The following is a 19828-nucleotide window of genomic DNA, read 5'->3' as shown; positions in this document are numbered from 1 at the left end:
CCCGAAGCTGCTATCTTCGGGCATGGGTTGCCGGAGGGAACAGCCAGCGGGTAAGAAGTGCCGCACGAGTGCCAGGGAAACAGACTTATGAAGTAGTTGAACTACAGGAGGAAAAAGAATTTCCCCGAATGACCCTAAGATTCATTGTCTGGAAGCATCACGAAAAGTCCAGTCCCAATTTAAGATTTTCATTTATTTTTCAAAGATCAAATTGGAAATTTTGAAGGCGGCCGCCAGTACCCTAGGGTACTGGAAATTAGCCCAACAACAACCTTCAAGAAATACTATACGAGGAGGAATTTTCATGAGATATGTCGATTTGAATTGCGATATGGGAGAAAGCTTCGGAGCGTACAGTCTGGGCAGGGACGCTGAAATATTGGCATATGTGACGTCGGCCAATATCGCCTGCGGGTTTCACGCGGGGGATGCGGGCACGATGAGAAAGACCGTGAAGCTCGCTCTGGACAACGGAGTCGGCATCGGCGCTCATCCGGGCTTGCAGGATTTGATCGGCTTCGGCCGGAGAAAAATGGATATATCCCCGAAGGAAGCGTATGAGATCGCCGTGTATCAAATCGGCGCATTGTGGGGATTTGTCCGTTCCGAGGGCGGGACGATGCAGCATGTAAAAGCGCATGGCGAGTTTTACAACATGGCGGCTGTCAATCCGGGCCTGGCCGAGGCTATCGCGGAAGCGGTGTACAAGGTAGATCCCGAGCTGATCTTGTTCGGATTGGCGGGAAGCGAGCTGATCAAGGCGGGCGAAAAAGCCGGACTTCGTACGGCCAGCGAGGTATTCGCGGATCGCACTTACCAGTCGGACGGTTCTTTAACGTCCAGACGGCAGCCGGATGCCATGATTACGGATGACCAGGTGGCCGTCAAGCAGGTGATTCGCATGGTTAACGAGGGAAAGATTTTATCCCGGCAAAATATAGACATCGGCATTCAAGCGGATACGATTTGTATTCATGGCGACGGCGCACATGCGCTCGAATTCGCTCAAAACATTAACGAATCGTTGAAACAAGCCGGCATTACCGTCCAATCGATTGGAAAAACAATCTCCGGCAAATCCTGAGAAAGATAGGAGCATAATGATGAACCCTTTACAGTTGAATACAGATGTTCTAGTAATCGGATCGGGTGCGGCCGGAATGATGGCTGCAAAAGCGGCAGCCAATGAAGGCGCTAAAGTCGTGTTGGTGGACAAAAGCCTGGTTGGACGCGGAGGCGCAACGATTCTGGCGCAAATGACAGTCGCAGTTGCACTGGGCGATGCCGAGGAGGATAATCCCGACATCCACTTTGAGGACACGATGAAGGGCAGCCGCGGCATGGCGGACCCGGATATTGTTCGAGCGATTGTGGACCGTGGCCCGGAGCTTATATTGGAAGTTGAAGGCTATGGGGTGAAATGGGCAAGAACGCCGGATGGGAAGCATTCCCAGGTGGTGGCGCCGGGCCATTCGCGCAAACGCTGCGTATACGTGGATATTTTGAACACGGGCGGGGCCACGTCGGCAGGCCTAAGAAAAGCGATCTGGAAGGACGACTCCATTGAGCGGCTCAAAAATATTATGATCACGAAGCTGGTTGTGGAAAATGGAGCGGTCGTGGGCGCGGTTGGTTTTGCCATGGAACAATTTCAACCGGTTATCATCGCAGCGAACGCCGTCATTCTGGCAACCGGCGGATTGACGGAAATCTATGAACGAAACAGCGCATCGGCGAATATGACAGGCGACGGATTTATTTTGGCAGCCGAAGCCGGAGCGGAGCTGCGGGATATGGAAATGGTTCAATTTTTCCCGATTGCCCATCTGTATCCTCCATTGGTTGGAATCGATCCTATTATGTGGGACCCGTTCCGGTATAAATTGGGCGGGCGGCTGTTGAACGGCAACCATGAGGAATTCATGGATAAATATAATAACGAAGTCGCCGGTAATTATACGGCTGCGCGCGATCAGACGACCTATGCCATCTTTAAAGAAGTGGAAGCGGGCAGAGGCACGCCGCATGGCGGCGCCTATCTCGATTTCCGCATGGTGCCCGAGGCCAAATTGAAGGAAGCATTCGGGCCGGTCATCGATATTTTGAACAAGCAGGGCGTCGATTTGACCAAGGACATGGTCGAGGTAGCGCCGATGGCTCATTTTACAATGGGCGGGATTCGGGTGAATACAAGCATGGAGACGACCGTACCCGGGTTGTTCGCCTGCGGCGAGCTGATCTACGGGATGCATGGCGCGAACCGGTTGTCCGGCAATGCCATTACGGAAACATTGGTAACGGGCCGGATTGCCGCAGAGGTCGCATCGAAAGTCGGGCGCAAACCGGCATCGGACCGTTTGCAGGCCGAACTGGAGCAGGAGCTCAAACGGTTGGAACGGCTCTGGTATCCCCGAGAAGTGGACAAAGACGAGGTTTCCATGCTATCCGTGAAACGCGAGCTGCAGAAGCTGATGTGGGAAGGCGCCGGACCGCTTCGTACGGAAGCAAGCTTAAGCCGCGCTTTGGACCGGCTTCGCGAGCTCGGCGAGCGGGTGGAAGGGGTCGCTCTGGCCAAGCAGAGCTACTATGCGCTGACGTTAGTAGAAAAGATTGAATTGATCCATATGCTGAAGCTGAGCGAGTCGATCATTATCGGAGCGCTGGCCAGACGCGAATCCAGAGGCGCGCATGTTCGTCTGGATTATAACCAGTCCTATGAAACGGCGGTCAGCACGAAGTTTCAGCTTGATGCAAGCCGTCAGTGGACGATGCAGGAAATTCCGTTGCCTGAACTTAAACAACCGAGCAAAGGAGACCAATGAAGATGTCGATCGTAACATTAAATGTCGTCCGCGGCGATTCGGAAACGGGGAGAAGAACCGAAGATTACGAGGTGCCCTATCGCGAGGGCATGAGTTTGCTGGATGCCATATTTTGGATTCGCGAGCATAAAGATACGTCGTTTTCCGTCCGGTATTCCTGCAGATCGGCCAATGCGTGCAAGGAGTGCATGGCGGTCGTTGACGGTAAAGCGGGTTACTTGTGCAGCATTCGGGCGGTGCCTGACTCCAGGGTCCATATTGAGCCATTGACAGGCCTTCCCTGGATCAAAGACTTAGCGACTTCACTGGAGTAGGATGTGATGAACAATGGCCTGGCTTAAACCGCAGCGCGTGGATGAAGCGCTGAAGTGGATGAATGAGTACGAACCGAAAATTGTTTGCGGCGGAACGGATCTGTTTGTCAATTGGCAGAGCCGGAAGCGTACCGCCGATGCCGCTAATTGGTTGGATATACAAGGTCTTCAGGAGCTGAAGCAAATCGAACGGACCGAAGAGGGGCTCGTATTGGGGGCAGCCGTAACCGCTTCTCAGCTTTGGCAGGACGAACGCGCGCAATGCTTTCCTTCCTTGCAGCAGGCGGCACGCATCGTCGGAGGCTGGCAGATTCAGAACCGCGCCTCCATCGGAGGCAATCTGGCGAATGCGTCGCCTGCCGCGGATATGGTCGTCCCATTGGCGGCATGCAAAGCCGTCATCCGTGTGTCCAGCGCGAACGGAAGCCGAAGCATCCCGATTTCCGACTTTTTGCTTGGACCGAGAACAACGGCATTGAAGCCTAATGAAATGATCACGTCGGTCCTCATTCCGCAAGCTTGTCTGGATGTGCCGCAAATCTTTTTGCGGCATGACCAGCGGGGGGCCACGGACATTTCGATCGTCTCGGTTGCGCTGATTGTGAAAGGCAGCCGCGATCAGGTCGAGTGGGCAAGCGCGGCGGTCGGAGCGGCGAACCCGGTTCCATATACGCTTCCCGAGCTGGAGCATCAATGGAAAGGCGGCTTGAACGCCGGGAAATTGACGGCGATAGCGGAGTCGTATGCGGCGCACAGCAAGCCGATTACCGATGTGCGGGCAAGCGCGAAATACCGTCAAGCGATGGTGAAAGTATATGTGGAGCGTGCGGCCAAGGCACTGTTAGGTATGGAATAGTGTCGAAACGCTGTTGCTGCAAGGAATGGATGACGATGAATTTTATAATTGCGGAGGGGTGCCAACGATGGAAAAAAAACTGACGATAGCCATGTCGGAAAGTGATAGAACCCAGAAAATCATGTCGGGACAGGAGAAGCTTCCCCCATTCATATTGGAGCCTCAAAAAGCATCGGTGGAACAAATATTCGTGAATCAAATATCGKATGCCGTCTATGATGTCGCAGAGCTTTCGCTGGCTTCCTATTTAATTTCATTGGGCAGAGGAGAAAAGCGCCTGACCGCTATACCTGTTTTTCTGTCGCGCTCCTTCCGCCACAATGCGATATATGTGCGAGCGGACAGTCCATGGGTGCATCCGTCCGAGCTGAGAAACCGGCGCTTCGGCTTTCCCGAGTACCAGATGACGGCAGCCGTGTGGGTGCGCGGGTTTTTTCGGCATGAATGGGGCATTGCGGGCGATGAGATGTCATGGTTCACCTACCGCGATGAGCGGGTGCCGATTGATACGCCTGCACGGCGCGGCGCGGGCGACGATATTTTCGAAGCGCTCATCCAGGGAGAGGTGGATGCCGTTATGACGGCGCGCCGTCCGCCTGCCGCCTATTTCCCGGCTTCGGGAGAAGGCGGCGCGATTCGCCGGTTGTTCCCGGATGTTTGGGGGTCGGAGCGGGAATATTATAAAAAAACGGGCATTTTTCCCATCATGCACCTTGTCTCGTTGAAGGCGGAAACGGTACGGCAGCATCCCGAGCTTCCGCTGCAATTATATCAACTCATGCTGAATCGTAAAAATGAAAGTATAGAGCAAATGCTGGAAACGATTAAAAACAACACATCCGCACCTTGGATATGGGAATCGGTCGAACAAAGCATCAAGCTGATGAATTCCGATATTTGGCCGTATGGCATGAAAGCCAATTGGCAGCAGATTGAGCTGTTTATGTCCTATTTGCAGGAGGACGGAATGCTGAACAAGACGCTGACCCCTGAGCAAATATTCCATCCCTCGGTACTGCATACATGAGAAAGGAACTGAATTCGATGAGCATGGTGCATTCGAATACATTGAACCTGACGATAAATGGCCGCGATACACAGGTTGCGGGCGACTTTACAGAGACGCTGGCCGATCTTCTCAGGGAGCGGCTGGGACTTACAGGCACCAAGATCGGCTGCAGAACGGGCGAATGCGGCGCTTGCACCGTCCTTATGGATGGAAAGCCTGTCGTTTCATGTCTGATCCCCGCTGCTTCGGCCGAAGGCCATAACATCCAAACGATTGAGCGGCTCTCGCAAGAGGAAGATTTCGGACGGCTTGTCCAAGCGATGCTGGAAACAGGCGGCGTTCAATGCGGGTTTTGCACGCCCGGCATCATGGTGACGCTCTGGGCCTGGCTGCAGGACCGATCCTTGTTCGGCGGCGATATCGGCTCGGCTTTGAAAAACAATTTGTGCCGCTGTACCGGCTACCAAAGCATTATTGCCGCTGTTGAACAGGTGATTGCTGCGGAGAAGGGAGCGCAAGAATGATCCAGCCGAGAAAATCGAAGAATGATCTGGAAACGAAGGTAACCGGTAAAACCCAATATTTGCACGATATGAACCTTCCCGGTCAGCTGATTGGAGGAACATTCCGCAGCCCGCTGCCCCACGCCAAAATTGTCAAATTGGATGTAAGCAAGGCGCGCGAGGCTGAAGGCGTGGTTGCTGTTTTGACGGGCGAAGATGTGCCTCATTATGAATTTGGACCGACGAAATTCAAAGACTGGAACATTTTGGCCAAAGACAAGGTTTTGTTTATCGGCGATGAAATTGCCGTTGTCGCAGCTGAAACGAAGGAAGCGGTCGATCGTGCGCTTGCTTTGATCGAAGTCGAATTCGAAGAGCTCCCGGCCGTCTTCGACCCGGAGGATTCGCTGCTCGATTCCGTACCGGAAATTCACCCGGGCGTGGAGCGCAACCGCCAGATGCATGTGCTTGTGGACAGAGGCGACACGGCGCAGGCCAAGAAGAACGCTCATATCGTACGCGGCGGACGGTACCATTCGAACCGCATTTATCAGGGACACATGGAGCCGATCGGTGTGCTGGCCGCCTGGTCGGAGGAAGACGGGCTCACCTTGTGGGCGGCATCGCATATTCCTTACCGCGCCAGAGAAACATATGCGGCAGGCTTCGGTCTGCCTGAGGACAAGGTAAGAATTATCGTTCCGCCGATCGGCGGCTCGTTCGGCTCCAAATATGTGCTCAAGCTGCATCTGACTGCGGCGGCACTGGCGATGAAGACAGGCCGTCCCGTCAAAATGATACTGGACCGCGCCGAAGATATGCTGACTGCACATCCCCGGGTCCCGTTGACATATGATATCGAGGTTGGCGCGGCTGAGGACGGCACTTTTTTATATAAGGAATTGATCGTGTACGGCGATGCGGGCGCCAGAATATATTGGAGCCCCAACGTCTTGATGACCGCTTGCACGCGCACGGACTGCATCTACAATTTCGGCAGCATCAAGGCCGAAGGGCATCTATGTTACACCAATAACAGCCCGACAACCTGCATGCGCGGGTTCGGCAATGCGGAGACGTTATTCGCGCTGGAAAGCGTCATCGATGAACTGGCAATCGGGCTCGGCATGGACCCGGCGGAGATCCGTTTGAAAAACATTGTCAAGCAAGGCGAGACGACGATTCACGGGTATAAGCTCGATACGTGCAATTTGGATCAATGTATTGAAAAAGTAAAGGAAATATCGGGCTGGGAACGCCGCGATCAATTGCCGCCAAACCGCGGTCTAGGCTTGGCTCTGGCTAACCATGTTTCCGGGTTCAGAGCGATCGATCCGAGGTTTGACGGCTCCACGGCCGTGCTGAGAGTCACATCTGCCGGGGAAATTGAGCTGGAGACCGGCGAAATCGAGCTGGGGCAGGGGATGTCCGTAACCTATGCCAGAATGGCCAGTCAAGTGCTCGATATTCCGGAGGAGCTTATTATTGTAAAATCGGGCGATACCGGAAAATACCCGTTTGGCATCGGCACATTGGCTTCACGCAGCACCGTCATGGGCGGCAATGCCGTGATGAAAGCTTCGCAGGAAATGTTGCAGCAGATTCGCGAGCTGATTCGGCAAGCGGTGGGCCAAGGCGCTGTATTCAGTAAAGGCGTCGTTTCCCATGAGGGGAAAAGCTACTCCTTGAAAGATATTTCCGCCTGGTACCGGGCCAGACATGCCGGCGATGAGTTTACGGTCAAGATGACCTATACGCCGAATACGGAAATGCCGGATGCGTCCTATTTCGGCAATCCGTCGCCGAACTATCCGTTTGCCGCGCATGTCGCCGAGGTGGAGGTCGATCCGGAGACCGGCAGAAGCCGGATGATCGGCTACTGGGCCGTCCATGACTCGGGTACGATTATTCATGAAACGATGGCGAAAAGTCAAGTCATTGGCGCAGTCGCGCAAGGAATAGGATGGGTCCTGATGGAGGACTTCGTAGTCAAAGAAGGCCGCGTGCAAAATCCGTCGATGATGGATTACCGGATGCCGGGCGCGAAAGATATTCCGCCCATTGAGATTGCGTTTATCGAGGAACCCGATCCGAACGGTCCGATGGGCGCCAAGTCGATCGGTGAAGTGGCTCTCGATCCGGTGCCAGGGGCGATCGCCAATGCGATTGCTCATGCGACAGGCAAGCGAGCCTATCGTTTGCCGCTCTCCGCAGAACGCGTCTGGAGCTTGCTCCATGAGTAGCCCTTCCCCGCAAACGAGGTGTATACTGGATGAAAGAAATCATATCGGCGCTTAGAACCTGCAGAGACGAACAGCTTCCGTGCGTCGTCGCGACGATCATTCGGGTCGATGGCTCCGCCTACCGCAAAGAGGGCGCACGTTGTATCATCCAACCGAACGGCGATATCATCGGCATCCTCAGCGGAGGCTGCATCGAAGAAGATATTCGGGAGCATGCTTACGGCATCTTTCAATCCGGGCGGCCGCAGAAGCTGTATTACGATTTCCGCGCGGGCGAAGACGATCTGTGGGGCTTGGGAATAGGATGCAATGGCGCGATAACGGTTTGGCTGGAATTGTTCGACCCGGTGAATTTTCCGGCCGCGGCCGAAGCGATGCTTCACGATTATGAAGCGAGAGCGGGTTGTACCGCCGCTTATTATGCCTTCACCGTCATGACCTCCGAGCATCCCGGAGCTTATGCTTCCGGGCAGCGCTGGAATGTGCCGGCAGGCGTTGCATATTCGGAATTCGCGCTGCCGGACGCCCAAACAGGGATCGCTGAGGCGTTAATTGACGGCAAGCGGGTGGAAGCGCTCGTGGAAACGATCCAGCCTGTGCCAAGACTGACCATTATCGGCGTGGGAGCCGATGTCGAGCTTCTGAGCCAAATGGCCAAAATGATGGAATGGCATGTTCGCATCGTGTATCATGAAACTTCGCGGGCGGTTAAAGAACGGTTTCCCGCCGCCGATGAATTGCATTATGTTCCGAGAGCGGACTTTTCTGGTCTTCCCATTCCACCCCGGCATTATGTTGTGGTAATGACGCATAATCTGGAGCTGGATCAGGAGGCGGTCAAGCAGCTGCTGCCTCAAGACAGCGTTGCCTATATAGGGGTACTGGGCTCGAGAAGCCGGATTCGCAAAATTGTGGATTTTGCAGGCAATGCGGACGATTTTCATGCGCGATGGCTGCAGAAATTGCATGCTCCCATCGGCTTGGATATCGGAGCGAAAACGCCGCAGGAAATTACGCTCAGCATCATGGCTGAAATGATTGCGCATTGGAATGGGAGAAACGGGGAATCCATGCGGAACACGTTGAATATGGGGATGAGTTTCGCTTTCGATTCCGGAAAGGAACAGTCATGTCCGAATCCATTTGGATAATCATTCTTGCCGCAGGACAGTCGAAGCGGATGGGCAGCCCGAAGCAGCTCTTGCCCATACAAGGAGAGAGCTTGATTCGGTTCGTCGCACAAAAAGCCGTATCCGTGCAAGCCGAAGGCGTTCATGTCGGCATCGTCGGTACGGATGAGCCGCGGATGAAGGAACAATGCGCCGAGCTGCCGGTCGCCTGGATTGAGAATCGGCAAGCGGATCAAGGCATGAGCACATCCATTCGCGCAGGGATCGAACATGCGATGGCTTGCGGAGCAGGCGCAGTCATGGTGATACTGGGGGATCAGCCGGATCTTGATCCGGCGGTCATGACCCGGATGGCGGCGGCTTACCGGCGTACCCGCAGTCCCATCCTGCAAGCCCGGTACCGCGGACAGCCGGGGCATCCCGTTATGTTCGATCGGGCGTTATTCGCCGATCTGCTGCAGCTCGAAGGAGACAGCGGAGCGAAGCTGTTGATACGTCAAAACAGCGCGGCTGTACAATTCATTGACGTCAGCTCCGCCATGCCGCCCGATCTGGATACGCCGGACGATTACCGGAATTATTTGCGGGATCGCGGCGCTGCGGAATAAGCGGCGGCTGCGTCGTAACAGACCGAGAAGCCGTCGGTTCGTTACGCTTGAAGAACCATCGATTGTCTGCAAATAAGGCTCCGGGTCTGTTGCGGTAGCGGCGTCATCCGATGATACCTTGCTTGCGATAAAGCGTTGGGGCCGGCCCGACAGATATGCAGCGCCCAAGTGCGTGCCCTAGGATCCGCATGTATTGGGAAATCGGATCGCTGCACCGGAAATGACGATATTTGAATGGAGACATCATCTGCCTGGACGTACTGGGCGGCATGATGTCTCTTCGTTTGTTGAAGAGGGCATGGATGTGGGGTGGAAAGTTTACGCCGTCTTTGAAGTCGTGTTCCCCCTGCCTAGTCTAATCGAAGGAACACGACTTCAACAACGGCTGTAACCCCACATCCATCCCTCCCAACGCTCAAACGTATATCCTACACCAAGGAGGCAGCAAGGCGGTTTTCTTAAAATTGATCGGAGCGGTTGAGGTCGGATACGCCGGTGCTCTGTACGAGGTACTTGACTTTCTCCCTGACCGAGTCTGTATAATGTTGCTAACCGGCCAATGATTGAGCCGCGGCGGAATCGGAATGGCGAATATCCGGCCGCGGTGCGCTTGCGCCAAGAAGTTAAACGATCGAGGAGGCGGACGAAATGAATGATCAAACGACACCAAGCCGGCTGTACGGCCGGCTTATAGGTACGGGTGCATACACATCCATCAGACTGAGAAACGGGATGATTGCGGCTGTCGTTCCGGAGGAAACGGAACGTTCCGAAGACGCTGGCAAGGAACTATGGATTGCGCCCGGTCTGGTCGATCTGCAGGTGAACGGATTTGGCGGGTACGATGTGAATTTGGCGGGCGCATCAATGGAAGCCAGGGTGGAAGCGATCCGGCAAATGACCCGCGAGCTGTTGAAAAAAGGAACGACGTCATTTTGTCCGACAATTATTACGGCCGGAGACGAGCAGATTATGGCTTGCGTCACAGCGGTAAGGCTTGCTTGTGAGACAGACCCGCTTGTCGATCAATGCGTGCTTGGCATTCATCTTGAGGGGCCTTATTTGTCCGCAGAGGACGGACCGCGGGGAGCTCATCCCAGGGAGCATATCAAAGACCCGGACTGGAATGAATTTTCGCGCTGGAATGAAGCGTCGGGCGACAAAATTTGCATGGTGACACTGGCGCCGGAACGCGCCGGAGCGGTGGAAATGATCCGTCAGCTCGTCCAGAACGGTATTCTTGCATGTATCGGCCATACCGCTGCAACCCATGAACAAATAACCGCTGCTGCGGATGCAGGCGCAGTCATGTCGACGCATCTGGGTAACGGCGCACACCCGGTACTGCCCAGACATCCGAATTATATTTGGTCGCAGCTGGCGGAGGATCGCCTGACATGCGGCATCATTGCGGACGGCCACCACCTGCATCCTTCTGTCGTCAACGTGATGGCCAGATCTAAGCAAGGGCGCCTGGTGCTTGTCAGCGATGCGGTGCATTTGGCGGGGATGCCCCCCGGCGTATACAAAACGCATGTCGGAGGCGAAGTCGAGCTGCTGCCATCCGGACGCTTGCAAACGCGGGCCAACCCCTTGCTGCTGGCAGGCTCAGCCGTGTCGCTGCTGGATTGCGTAAGAGGCTACAGCCGGTTTACCGGGGCGCAGCTTGCCGAATCGTTTGCACTTGCATCCGCCAAGCCCGCCGAGCTGATCGGAAATCCGCACCTTGGAGCAATAGGAGTGAATCGAATCGCGGACTTGCTCATGATATCGTTGGAGCCGAATACGTTAAAAATGGAAGTTCGCGAAGTCATTAAACGGGGAGAGACGGTGTTCAGGCTGCAATAAGTTATTGCGGTCTATTTTTGAACCGGTACAAATTTTTTATTGAAAAATCTTGATTTTTACACGCGAGTAATTGTAATATATAAATGTATACGGTTACAAAATCAGATGATGCTATTTAATTGTTATGTATATTGACATGTATGTATCGAGAATGTATGATAATCGTAAGAAACCTGTTAGATCTATTTATTTATGTTATGTTTAATGACATTATTAAGGAGGGCGATGAAATTTATTTTTTTGGAATAAATTTGAACCGGTTCAAATACTGAATATTCTGCTAATTTGTTTGGGCTTAATTGCTGAATCGCACATTTTGAGGGGAGTGTATGTAAATGTCAAAAAAATGGGTGTCCGGTACGTTGGTCGGAATATTGGCTTCATCTGCGATGCTCGCGGGCTGCTCCGGCGGAAAAGAAACGCCTCCGCAGGCAGGCGCCGGGAGCGGCGGTTCCGGAGACGGCAGTGCGAATGCGAAGCCGGTTGAAGTGTCGGTCTGGACGGGTTATCCCGAGCTTGATCCGTGGTTTAAGAAAATGGCGGAAGAATACAAGAAGACAAAACCTAACGTCACGATTCAAGTATCCTCCTTCCCGCTGCGCGATTACGAGAAGAAGGTAGCGGCCGCCATTCCCGCCAAAAATGCCGCCGACATCGTGCCGATGAGCCCGAATCTGGCGCTCCGTTACATTCAGGGCGGATTGCTGCAGGCAGCTCCCGACGATATTGGCCAGCAGATCGGTTCCGGCATGTACGATAAAATTATCGTCGACAAAACGAAGGTAGACAACAAAACATACGGCGTTCCGTTCATCAAAGGCGCAGGAGCTATTTTTTATAACAAGGATATGCTGAAGGAAGCGGGGCTTGCAGAACCGCCGGCGAGCGTTGACCAGTTTCTCGAATATGCGCAAAAGCTGGCCAAAAAAGACGCTTCAGGCAATTTGGAGAAAGCCGGCATGAGCCTCCGTCTGAGCGGCGGCGGCAGCGGCGTCGGCGAGAAGTTCTGGAATATTCTCGCTCAGCGCGGAGGCAGCATCGTCAAAGAGATTTCGCCTGGCAAATTCAAAGCGGATTACAATACTGAAGCAGGCTACCAAACGCTGAAAATGTACGTGGATATGGTGCATAAGTATAAAACCGACGATCCGAAGCTGAAGCATGACACGGAAGCGTTCCAGACAGGTCTGGCTGCCTTTTATATCCGCGAGTCCAACGTCATTATGGACACAAAGACGAAAGCGCCGAATCTGAACTATGGGACTGCACCGCTTAAAGCGAACGTTATTTCCTTGGTCAACTACTATGTCGGAGGCACAGATAAAGCGAAGGCGGAAGCTTCGTGGGATTTCCTCCGCTTCCTGACCAAGCCGGAAAACCAAAAGTCGATGGTATCGATGAGCGGCTGGCTGACGCCAAGATCCGATTTGGATATGAGCGACGTGTACAAGGACTTCCCGCAATACCAAGGATTTTTCGCCAAGCAGGACTTGCAGATGTATCCCGATCTTCCAGAGTTCGATGAAATCTTGACAAAGTTTGCCGACAAGCTGGCAACGAAAGGCTTTACCGATGCCTCGTTCGTCGATCAGCCGGAGAAGATGAAAGCTTTCCTGAACGAAGCGGCGAAGGAAACCAACGATATACTGAAAAAGGCCGGACATTTGGCCGAATAAGATGAACAAGACGATGAAATTCGGAATTGTCGGCACAGGAGCTATTGCCCGCTATCATGCGGCGGCCATCAGGCTGCATCCCGAAGGGGAATTGGCGGCCGTATGCGGCATCTCCCTCGATAAGGCGGCGGAGCTGGCCGATGGAGACGCCAAGGTCAAATTATTCGACGATTATGCGAAAATGTTGGAGCTTGAGGAGTTGGATGTCGTCTGCGTATGCACGCCAAGCGGATTGCACGGCAAAGGCGTCATGCTTGCCGCCCGTGCAGGCAAGCATGTACTGTGCGAGAAGCCGCTCGAGGTGGCGGCGGAACGGATGACGGAGATGATACATGCTTGCCGCAGCCGCAGCCTGAAGCTGGGCTGCGTATTCCAGAGACGGCTCATGCCCGCCATGCTGCATGCGAGACAGGCTCTGCTGGACGGAAAGCTCGGAAAGCCGGTAATGGCTAATGCCTATTTAAAATATTATCGCAGCCGTGAATATTATCAAAGCGGAGGCTGGCGCGGCACCAGAGAGTTTGACGGCGGCGGCGCGCTGATGAATCAAGGCATTCACGGTATCGATCTTTTGCAGTACATGATGGGTGAGGTCGCCTCGGTATTCGCCTATTGTCCGACTCTCGTTCGCGATATTGAGGTGGAGGACACGGCGGTGGTCGCACTCAAATTCAAAAGCGGCGCGCTCGGCGTCATTCAAGGCGCTACCTCCGTCTATCCGGGCCAGGAAACGCGCTTCGAGCTTCACGGCGACAAGGGCACGATCGAATTTGGCGATGAAGGCATTAAACAGTGGAAGTTTATGGGGAGCGAAGAAGCGGCTCCGGCATACGAGGACACCCTCGGCTTCGGAGCCACCAGCAGCAGCGCGCAGCAGCTGCCGGTAGCAGGACATTACTTTTACATCAACGATATGATCGAAGCCGTTCGAACCGGTCGCGAGCCGCATGTAAACGGGGAAGAAGCGCGCAAATCGGTCGATCTGATTCTGGCCATATACGAGTCTGCAAGATCGGGACAAGAAGTTATACTTCGTTAAACGAGTCTGCTAAAATCGCATAAGTTCAGGAGGAGAATACGATGACCCGCTTAGCAATCGACGGGGGAACGCCCGTAAGAACGAGGCCGTTTCCGGATTGGCCGATATACGGCCAGCTGGAGGAGAAGCTGCTGCTGGAGGTGCTGCATTCGGGCAAATGGGGCGGAACCGGACGAGTCAAGCTTTCCGAAGCGGAAAAGCAGTTTGCCGACATTCACGGAGCAAAGCACGCCATCAGCGTCGTCAATGGTACCGTGGCGATTACGGTTGCGCTGCAAGCTTGCGGAGTAGGTCCGGGCGATGAGGTGATTATTCCGCCGTACACTTTTTTTGCGACGGCGTCCGCACCGCTGATGTTCGGGGCGATCCCGATATTTGCCGATGTGGAAGAGAACTCGCTGCTGATCGACCCGGAACGGGTCGAGGCGCTGATTACACCGAAAACGAAAGCGATTTTGCCCGTTCATATCGGCGGCCGTCCTGCCGACATGACGAGGCTTAAGGAAATTGCCGTCAAGCACGGTCTTCGTATCATTGAGGATTCGGCGCAGGCCGTCGGGGGAAGCTGGAACGGACAGGGCGTCGGTACGCTGGGAGACTGCGGGACGTTCAGCTTCCAAAGCTCCAAAAACGTCAATTCCGGCGAAGGCGGCATGATCTTGACTAACGACGATGCGGTTGCCGATATGGCCTGGTCGCTGATCAACGCCGGACGTATCCGCAGCGGGGAATGGTATCAGCATGAGCATGTGGGCTGGAATTTGCGCATGACCGAGCTGCAGGCGGCCATACTGCTCGGTCAGCTGAGCCGGCTTGAAGAGCAGATGCGTGCCCGCGAAAATAACGCACTTATTTTAACCGGGCTGCTCAACGGTATCGACGGGGTACGGGTGCTGGATTCGGAGCCTCAGGTGACCCGGCATGCTTATCACCTATACTTGTTCAGACTGCAGCCGGAGAAAGCCGCCAAGACGACAAAACGCGATTTTTGCGAAAAAGTCAATAAGGAAGGCATTCCGCTTCATGAAGGTTATGTCGCTCTGCACCAAAACCGGGCCATAATAGACGGTATCCGAAAATGGACCGGAGAAAGCCGCGTCTTCTCTTGCCCAGTCGCTGAAGCGGCCTGCGGGAAAGAAGCATTCTGGCTGCCTCAAAACGTACTGCTCGGCGACGAAGCGGATATGCAAGATATTGCACGGGCAATTCAAAAAGTCGTACAATCGATATAGGATAATGAGGGGATATATGCATGATCTGGGATCGTTTGGGTGTATTGACGGATGAGGTTTCTGCAAATATTGGGGAAGCTTTGGATTGGACCGAACGAAACGGGCTGCGCCATGTGGAGCTCCGAACCGTCGACGGCTGCAACATCATGGATGCGGCCGAAGAGACATTGGAGCGGATTCGCAAGGAAGCGGAGCGCAGGGGACTTTACATTTCCGCCATCGCTTCCCCGGTGTTCAAATGCGCGTTGGATGCGAGCCGGCCTGTGGCCGGAGGAGACACCTTCGGACAACAGGAGCTGAGCGTGGACGCCCATTTCGAAATGCTTGCCAGGGCGATTCGCATTGCCGCGAGGCTGAATACAAGCCGGATTCGCATATTCTCGTTTTGGCGGGAGAAGGACCCGGGCCGGGCGCTGCCGGAAATCGTCGATTTGCTGAAAGCCGCTGCGGCGCTCGCGAAGCGGGAGCAGGTGACCCTGCTGCTGGAAAACGAGCCGTCCTGCAACGGAGGCTGCGCCTCCGAAGTCGGACATATCGTCAGGCTGGTAGGCTCGGATGCGCTCAAAGCGTTATGGGATCCCGGGAATGAAGCGTACGGCGGAAAGTCCGCTTTTCCGGAAGGCTACGCGGAAGTAAAGGATATGATCAGCCACGTTCATTTGAAGGATGCTTTCACGGACGCCGGCGGAACGGGGCGCTGCGTCCCGATCGGGTCGGGCGCCGTCGACTATCCGAAGCAGATCAGGGCGCTGGAAGACGACGGGTATCAAGGTCTTTACACGATTGAAACGCATTATATTCCGCCTGGCGGCACAGCAATGGACGGGACGGACGAGACGCTTGCAGGCTTGCGGAGGCTGCTTTTCTGAGCGGCACTCACGGTCTCCTCCGTCCGCGAACAAACGAACCGGTTTTTGACGTTTTGTAAGGAGGAGCAAGTTTTTGAACACGACTATTTCCGATTTGGCCCGCATTACCGGGCTTGCTAAAAGTACGATTTCCGGCGTACTCAACAACAAGAGCGGCTTTTCCGAGAAAACGAGGCGGAAAGTGCTCAAAGCTGCAGAGGAGCATGGCTATGTACCCAATGAAATCGCAAGAGGACTCTCCTCGCGTTCGACGGGGTCAATCGGTTTGATCATAAAAGATATTACGAATCCTTTCTACAATCATATTACAAAAGGGGTTCAGGAAATTGCCAGAGAGCATGGGTATACCGTCTTTCTGTGCAGCAGCGGCGAAGAGCATGATACGGAAATTGAGCATATCGAAGCGATGGTGCGCAAGCGAGTGGACGGCTTGATTATCGCCCCTTTGCTGGAGGATGTCGCTTTCGAACATATTTTTGCCCTGCAGCGGCAGCAGATGCCGTTTGTGCTGCTCGGGAAAATACCTGGACTCGCATGCGATACGTTTGAATTTGACGATTATGACGGCGGTCGCCAAGTAACGGAACATATACTTGCAAACGGGCATACCCGCATCGGTTTCGTCTGCGGTTTGAAGACATCGAGAGCGTCGAAGCTCCGCTATGACGCGTTCGTCGATGTCATGAACAAGCGGGGACTGCCGATCGATGAGCGCCATGTTTTCCGAGAGGCGAACGGCTTGGCGGACGGTCAACAAATCGGCCGCCTGCTTGTGGACGCGGAGGAGCGCCCGACTGCCTTGATCTGCTTCGACGACGTCATTGCGATTGGCGTCATCCGGGCATTTATGGATGCGGGCCTAAGCGTGCCTGACGACTTGTCCATCGTCGGCTTCGACGATATCGACCTAACGACTTTTCCGTTGACCAGCGTGTCAATTCCTACCTACGAGGCGGGAAAGGCGCTTGGCTGGACTTTGTTCGACCGTATTTTTCAACGACGCTTGACGGACTACCAGCATATTATGTTCGACCAGAAACTGGTTGTCCGCTCGTCGGTCAAAAACATAAATCCGTAGCAGAAATGGAGATAGCACTGTGAAACCATTAACGATAAATCAACTTACGGTATTGCCTCATTCAACACGTGAAGCGATGGGCAAATCTGTCGCTGCCGATGTCAGAGACCGCATGCTGAAGCTGCTGAAGAATAAAGAATACATTACCGTCGTATTCGCATCCGCACCCTCTCAAAACGATTTTTTGGACGCTCTTTGCAATGATGATTTAATTCCGTGGGACCGCGTTGTATGCTTTCATCTCGACGAATACGTAGGTTTGCCGGCCGATGCGCCGCAAAGCTTTTCCTTCTATTTAAAAAAGAGGCTGTTCGAGCGCCGGAAGCCGAAGCGGTTTTACGCGATTGACGGGCTGAGCGATCCGGAACGGGAGTGCCGACGATATTCGGAGCTGCTGGCTGCCCATACGGTAGACATCGCTTGCATCGGCATCGGAGAAAATGGACATATCGCCTTTAACGATCCGCATGTCGCCAACTTCAACGATCCGCTTCCGGTCAAAAGCGTACATTTGGATGAAGTCAGCAGGCAGCAGCAGGTTAACGACGGATGCTTCGACAGTCTGGAGCGGGTTCCGTCTACCGCAATAAGTCTGACTATTCCGACAATTTTGTCGGCATCCTTTATATTTTGCACCGTACCGGGGGATAGAAAGAAGCAAGCCGTCCGCGACGCCGTTCTCGGGCCGGTGACGGAGCAATGTCCGGCGTCGATTTTGCGTACCGCTCAGGAGTGCCGCATGTATGTGGACGCAGAGAGCGCGTCCTTGCTGTAATGATCAACCAAATGAGAATGGAAGAAAAGGGGAGGGAGCGGATGGCAGCTCATGTGAAGAAAAAATTCCGGTTGAATGCCGGACACTGGTTTTGCATCTTGGGCCTGGCGCCGATTATTGCCATTTACGCATACCTGAGATTCATACCGATTGTGAAAACGGTATATATCAGCTTTTTCGAGTGGGATCTCATTTCCATTAACAAGCCGTTTATCGGTATGGAAAACTACGTCGAGCTGCTGAAAAGCGAACCGTTTCTGCTAGCGATTAAAAATACGACAATCATCGCCTTCGGCATTCTCATCTTCAGCGTCCCGATTGCGATCGTTGTAGCCAGCTTGCTGCATCGCGGAATTCGCTTTAAAGCGTGGTACGAAGCGCTCTATTTTTTGCCTTACATTACGCCGATGGTGCCTGTGGCCGTTTCATGGAAATGGATACTCGATTCCAAAACAGGCCTGCTCAATTATTTCCTGTCGTTTTTCGGCATACCGCCGCAGGCATGGCTGTTCGATCCGGTGCTGGCGGTCGTTTCGGTCATTGTACTGACGGTGTGGAAGACGATCGGCTACAACATGATCATCTTCCTTGTCGGGATGACTGGAATATCGAAGGAAAATTACGAAGCGGCCTCGATCGACGGGGCTACGGGTATAAAATCGTTCTGGTACATTACGCTGCCGCTGCTTAAGCCGATTACTGTATTCGTATCGATCATAACGTTAATTCACGGCTACAACGTATTCAGCCAGATTTACATTTTGGCCTCCGACATTCAAGGCGCTCCGGGCTATGTAGTCCGCGTGCTTGTGTATGACATGATCGAAAATGCTTTCCGCTATTACAAGATGGGATACGCATCGGCCGAAGCGTTCGTGCTGTTCCTGATCGTGCTCGTGCTCACAGCCGTGCAAATGATGCTGGCCAAAGACAATACGGCGTCCGGAAGGAGGAAAAAACGATGAAGCGCAGGAAACGGATACTGGATGCACTCACCATGCTCGTTTTAAGTATAGGGGCTGTAGTGATGGTCATTCCGTTCCTCTGGATGGTGGCGACGGCGTTCAAAACGCCTGCCGAAATTAACGCATGGCCTCCAACGTTTATTCCGAAGCAATTCAATTTCAACAATTTTGCAGCGGTATTCGAGACGGCCCCGTTCCATATTTATTTTCTGAACAGCTTGAAAATGGCCTCATTATCCGCTGTGGCTATTGTGTTTACGTCGCTCATTGCGGGATTTATTTTTGCCAAATACAAATATTTCGGGTTAACCTTTGTATTTTCCCTGTTTCTGGCGACGGCGATCGTACCGTTTGAAATTTATATGATTCCGCTCTATATGCAGATGCAGCAGCTCGGTTTGCTCAACAAATTCGGAGGCTTGGTGCTGCCTTACCTGGTCATGAGCTTCGGTATTTTCTTTATGAGGCAAAACGTTATCCAGCAAATTCCCGACGAGATGCTGGAGTCGGCCAGAGTGGAAGGCGCGTCGGAGTGGGGAATCTTTTTCCGGCTGGTCATTCCGCTGATGATCGCCCCGATGAGCGCGCTCGGCATTTTCTCTTTTATCGAAGCGTGGAATGCGTTTGTATGGCCGCTGCTTGTCGTCGGAGACAAGTCGATGTTTACGATGGAGCTCGGGCTCGCCATGTTCCAGTCTTCGTTTTCAATCGACATGTCGGTCATGTCCGCCGGCTCGGTCATCTCGGTCATCCCGATTCTGGTTGTGTTTATTTTCCTGAGGCGGCACATTATTCAAAGCGTCAGCATGACGGGAAGCAAGTAAGCGCGGGACATGTCTGCAACCGATGAATGAAGAAGAT

Annotated in this window: 19 protein-coding genes; all 19 read left to right on the top strand. The window is 53.7% G+C overall.

The annotated features are described in order from the left end of the window. On the top strand, positions 1 to 224 hold a 224-nt coding region (locus E1757_RS36280), incomplete at its 5' end, for a hypothetical protein (RefSeq protein ID WP_220446560.1). 80 nt (positions 225 to 304) lie between these two features. Continuing rightward, on the top strand, positions 305 to 1084 hold the full coding sequence (locus tag E1757_RS31215) for a LamB/YcsF family protein (protein WP_133235683.1): 780 nt from the start codon (positions 305 to 307) through the stop codon (positions 1082 to 1084). Between the two features lie 16 nt (positions 1085 to 1100). Beyond that, positions 1101 to 2822 (top strand): FAD-binding protein, encoded by a 1722-nt coding sequence (locus E1757_RS31210; protein WP_246079670.1) that lies wholly within the window; start codon positions 1101 to 1103, stop codon positions 2820 to 2822. A 2-nt stretch (positions 2823 to 2824) separates the two neighbouring features. Further along, positions 2825 to 3136, top strand: a complete 312-nt coding sequence (locus E1757_RS31205) for a 2Fe-2S iron-sulfur cluster-binding protein (RefSeq protein ID WP_133235679.1) — start codon at positions 2825 to 2827, stop codon at positions 3134 to 3136. Between the two features lie 13 nt (positions 3137 to 3149). Next, on the top strand, positions 3150 to 3992 hold the full coding sequence (locus E1757_RS31200; protein WP_133235677.1) for an FAD binding domain-containing protein: 843 nt from the start codon (positions 3150 to 3152) through the stop codon (positions 3990 to 3992). 67 nt (positions 3993 to 4059) lie between these two features. Then, a complete protein-coding gene (locus E1757_RS31195) occupies positions 4060 to 5019 on the top strand; it encodes a substrate-binding domain-containing protein (protein ID WP_133235675.1) in 960 nt (319 codons plus the stop codon). A gap of 17 nt (positions 5020 to 5036) precedes the next feature. Continuing rightward, a complete protein-coding gene (locus E1757_RS31190) occupies positions 5037 to 5525 on the top strand; it encodes a (2Fe-2S)-binding protein (protein ID WP_133235673.1) in 489 nt (162 codons plus the stop codon). Next, positions 5522 to 7747: a xanthine dehydrogenase family protein molybdopterin-binding subunit gene (locus E1757_RS31185; RefSeq protein WP_133235671.1), complete on the top strand. Its 2226-nt coding sequence runs from the start codon at positions 5522 to 5524 to the stop codon at positions 7745 to 7747. The genes E1757_RS31190 and E1757_RS31185 overlap by 4 nt, the downstream gene beginning before the upstream one ends. A 29-nt stretch (positions 7748 to 7776) precedes the next feature. Then, positions 7777 to 8898, top strand: coding sequence for an XdhC family protein (locus tag E1757_RS31180; protein WP_133235669.1), 1122 nt, complete (start codon positions 7777 to 7779; stop codon positions 8896 to 8898). Next, positions 8877 to 9485, top strand: a complete 609-nt coding sequence (locus tag E1757_RS31175; RefSeq protein WP_133235667.1) for a nucleotidyltransferase family protein — start codon at positions 8877 to 8879, stop codon at positions 9483 to 9485. Before E1757_RS31180 ends, E1757_RS31175 begins: the two co-directional genes overlap by 22 nt. A 648-nt stretch (positions 9486 to 10133) precedes the next feature. Next, positions 10134 to 11333, top strand: a complete 1200-nt coding sequence (gene nagA, locus E1757_RS31170; RefSeq protein ID WP_133235665.1) for an N-acetylglucosamine-6-phosphate deacetylase — start codon at positions 10134 to 10136, stop codon at positions 11331 to 11333. A gap of 335 nt (positions 11334 to 11668) precedes the next feature. Further along, positions 11669 to 13009, top strand: a complete 1341-nt coding sequence (locus tag E1757_RS31165; RefSeq protein ID WP_133235663.1) for an extracellular solute-binding protein — start codon at positions 11669 to 11671, stop codon at positions 13007 to 13009. Between the two features lie 13 nt (positions 13010 to 13022). Further along, entirely contained in the window at positions 13023 to 14048 is a 1026-nt protein-coding gene (locus E1757_RS31160) for a Gfo/Idh/MocA family protein (RefSeq protein ID WP_246079669.1), read from the top strand. Positions 14049 to 14089: 41 nt separating this feature from the next. After that, complete coding sequence (locus tag E1757_RS31155) at positions 14090 to 15280, top strand: DegT/DnrJ/EryC1/StrS family aminotransferase (RefSeq protein ID WP_133235659.1); 1191 nt, start codon at positions 14090 to 14092, stop codon at positions 15278 to 15280. Between the two features lie 20 nt (positions 15281 to 15300). Then, the gene (locus E1757_RS31150) at positions 15301 to 16149 is read left to right on the top strand and encodes a sugar phosphate isomerase/epimerase family protein (RefSeq protein ID WP_133235657.1); all 849 of its coding nucleotides are present in this window, start codon (positions 15301 to 15303) and stop codon (positions 16147 to 16149) included. Positions 16150 to 16222: 73 nt separating this feature from the next. Beyond that, positions 16223 to 17227, top strand: coding sequence for a LacI family DNA-binding transcriptional regulator (locus E1757_RS31145; RefSeq protein ID WP_133235655.1), 1005 nt, complete (start codon positions 16223 to 16225; stop codon positions 17225 to 17227). 19 nt (positions 17228 to 17246) lie between these two features. Then, positions 17247 to 18002, top strand: a complete 756-nt coding sequence (locus E1757_RS31140; RefSeq protein ID WP_246079668.1) for a glucosamine-6-phosphate deaminase — start codon at positions 17247 to 17249, stop codon at positions 18000 to 18002. Positions 18003 to 18043: 41 nt separating this feature from the next. Continuing rightward, positions 18044 to 18967, top strand: a complete 924-nt coding sequence (locus tag E1757_RS31135) for a carbohydrate ABC transporter permease (protein WP_133235653.1) — start codon at positions 18044 to 18046, stop codon at positions 18965 to 18967. After that, positions 18964 to 19791: a carbohydrate ABC transporter permease gene (locus E1757_RS31130; RefSeq protein ID WP_133235651.1), complete on the top strand. Its 828-nt coding sequence runs from the start codon at positions 18964 to 18966 to the stop codon at positions 19789 to 19791. The genes E1757_RS31135 and E1757_RS31130 overlap by 4 nt, the downstream gene beginning before the upstream one ends. Positions 19792 to 19828 lie beyond the last annotated feature (37 nt).

The organism is Paenibacillus piri, from assembly GCF_004354045.1.
GTDB lineage: Bacteria > Bacillota > Bacilli > Paenibacillales > NBRC-103111 > Paenibacillus_S > Paenibacillus_S piri.
The sequence above is the reverse complement of the archived record's forward strand: the minus strand, read 5'-3'. Positions and strand labels throughout refer to the sequence as shown.

Coding starts and splice junctions, on each gene's coding strand:
- E1757_RS31215 (WP_133235683.1), top strand. CDS start 305: ATGAGATATGTCGATTTGAATTGCGATATGGGAGAAAGCTTCGGAGCG.
- E1757_RS31210 (WP_246079670.1), top strand. CDS start 1,101: ATGATGAACCCTTTACAGTTGAATACAGATGTTCTAGTAATCGGATCG.
- E1757_RS31205 (WP_133235679.1), top strand. CDS start 2,825: ATGTCGATCGTAACATTAAATGTCGTCCGCGGCGATTCGGAAACGGGG.
- E1757_RS31200 (WP_133235677.1), top strand. CDS start 3,150: ATGGCCTGGCTTAAACCGCAGCGCGTGGATGAAGCGCTGAAGTGGATG.
- E1757_RS31190 (WP_133235673.1), top strand. CDS start 5,037: ATGAGCATGGTGCATTCGAATACATTGAACCTGACGATAAATGGCCGC.
- E1757_RS31185 (WP_133235671.1), top strand. CDS start 5,522: ATGATCCAGCCGAGAAAATCGAAGAATGATCTGGAAACGAAGGTAACC.
- E1757_RS31180 (WP_133235669.1), top strand. CDS start 7,777: ATGAAAGAAATCATATCGGCGCTTAGAACCTGCAGAGACGAACAGCTT.
- E1757_RS31175 (WP_133235667.1), top strand. CDS start 8,877: ATGTCCGAATCCATTTGGATAATCATTCTTGCCGCAGGACAGTCGAAG.
- nagA (WP_133235665.1), top strand. CDS start 10,134: ATGAATGATCAAACGACACCAAGCCGGCTGTACGGCCGGCTTATAGGT.
- E1757_RS31165 (WP_133235663.1), top strand. CDS start 11,669: ATGTCAAAAAAATGGGTGTCCGGTACGTTGGTCGGAATATTGGCTTCA.
- E1757_RS31160 (WP_246079669.1), top strand. CDS start 13,023: ATGAAATTCGGAATTGTCGGCACAGGAGCTATTGCCCGCTATCATGCG.
- E1757_RS31155 (WP_133235659.1), top strand. CDS start 14,090: ATGACCCGCTTAGCAATCGACGGGGGAACGCCCGTAAGAACGAGGCCG.
- E1757_RS31150 (WP_133235657.1), top strand. CDS start 15,301: ATGATCTGGGATCGTTTGGGTGTATTGACGGATGAGGTTTCTGCAAAT.
- E1757_RS31135 (WP_133235653.1), top strand. CDS start 18,044: ATGGCAGCTCATGTGAAGAAAAAATTCCGGTTGAATGCCGGACACTGG.
- E1757_RS31130 (WP_133235651.1), top strand. CDS start 18,964: ATGAAGCGCAGGAAACGGATACTGGATGCACTCACCATGCTCGTTTTA.